Origin of the sequence: Ideonella azotifigens (genome assembly GCF_006519715.1) — a bacterium.
Classification (GTDB): domain Bacteria; phylum Pseudomonadota; class Gammaproteobacteria; order Burkholderiales; family Burkholderiaceae_C; genus Ideonella; species Ideonella azotifigens.
Window position 1 is genome coordinate 1 of record NZ_VIDT01000958.1, and the last position, 1,649, is coordinate 1,649.

General features: G+C 69.6%; 2 protein-coding genes. Both read left to right on the forward strand.

Annotated features, from left to right (window positions below; genetic code table 11):
• Positions 1-1,164, forward strand: a 1,164-nt coding sequence (locus FKP22_RS29610; RefSeq protein ID WP_141291793.1) for an AMP-binding protein, incomplete at its 5' end; no start/stop codon positions are given.
• The coding region (locus FKP22_RS29615) for a tryptophan 2,3-dioxygenase family protein (RefSeq protein ID WP_233447008.1) at positions 1,154-1,649 on the forward strand (496 nt) is incomplete at its 3' end. The genes FKP22_RS29610 and FKP22_RS29615, both read left to right, overlap by 11 nt.

Genomic DNA, 1,649 nt, shown 5'->3' on the forward strand with positions numbered 1-1,649 from the left:
CTGGCATTGCCCGGCACGCGACTGCTTTGCCTGGACACACCTGTTGAGTCCAGCCCGCCTGCCGCAGTCATGCCAGCCCTGCACCCCGCGCAACTGGCCTACCTGCTCTACACCTCCGGCACCACCGGCAAGCCCAAGGCGATTCCGCGCCGCCACCGCGACATCCTGCACTGCACGCGGGCTTTTGGCGACGACATCCTGGCGATGGACGAAAACGACCTCATCGTCGCCGTGCCCAAGCTGACCTTCGGCTATGCGCTCGGCGGCTCGCTGCTGTTTGCCGGCGTGGCCGGTGCGGCGGCGGTGGTCTTTCCGCTGCGCTCGACCGCGGCCATGGTCGCCGAGCAGATCGAGCGCCACCGGCCTTCGGTCTTCCTGGCCACGCCGCGCATCCTCGCCGAGCTGCTGAAGAGCCCGGGCGCCGAGGCGCTGCTGGACAGCGTTCGCATTGCCACCTCGGCCGGCGAGCCGCTGCCGCCCTCTGTGCTGCAGGCCTGGCGCGCGCGGCTGGCCGCACCTTTGATCGACGGCTTCGGCTCGACCGAGGTCGGCCACATCTTCCTGTCGAACTCGGTGGGCGACATCCGCGAGGACAGCTGCGGGCGCTGCCTGTCCGAGTTCCGCGTCAAGCTGATCGGCGACGATGGCCAGCCCGTCAGCGAAGGTACCTCGGGCCGCATGTGCATTGCCGGCCCCAGCGTGGCCAGCGGCTACCTGAACGACCCGGAGCGCTCGGCCGCCAGCTTCGACGGCGAATGGCACATCAGCAGCGATCTGTTCACCTGCCGCGACGGCGCCTACACCTACGTTGGCCGGGCCGACGACATGGTCAAGAAGGGCTGCGGCGAATGGGTCTCGCCCTACGAGGTGGAAGACGCGCTGATGAAGCTGGACGCGGTGCTGGAGGTCGCGGTCGTCGGCAGCCGCACGCCGGCCGGCGTGATCGGGCTGAAGGCCTTTGTGGTCACCACGCCGAACACACCCGTCTCCGAAGCGCTGGTCGCCACGCTGATCGAGCACACCCGCCAGCGCTGGCCCGACTTCCCGCACAAGCACCTGGACGAGGTCGAGTTCATTGCCGAGCTGCCGCGCAACGTGGCCGGCAAGGTGCAGCGCCAGCAGCTGCGCCAGCAGTCGCTGACCGAGTTCTCGTATGACTGCTGAGGCCTGCCCGCTGGGCAGGGGTGGCGCAGCGCAGGCCGGGCTGCATGCCGGCCTGCGTTATGCCGGCTACCTGCGGCTGGACCAGGTGCTGGGCGCGCAGGCGCCGCTGAGCGCGGACACCGCGCAGCCCATCCACGACGAGCACTTCTTCATCGTGCTGCACCAGGCCCACGAGCTGTGGTTCCGCCAGTGGCTGGTCGAAGCCGCCGCGGTGCTGCAGGCCGATGCGCAAGCCCCCGGCTTTTTTACCGACGCACTGCCCAAGCTGCACCGCATGGCCGAGATCCAGGCGCTGCTGAATCAGCAGCTGGGCCTGCTGGCCACGCTGGACCCGCTGCAGTTCCTGGCCATGCGCCCGCTGCTGGGCAGCGCCTCGGGCAGCCAGAGCCTGCAGTTCGTGCTGATGGAAGCCACGCTGGGCACGCTGGACGAAGCCCGCGCGCCGCAGGCCTGCACGATGATGACGCCGGCCGAAAGCACGCAGG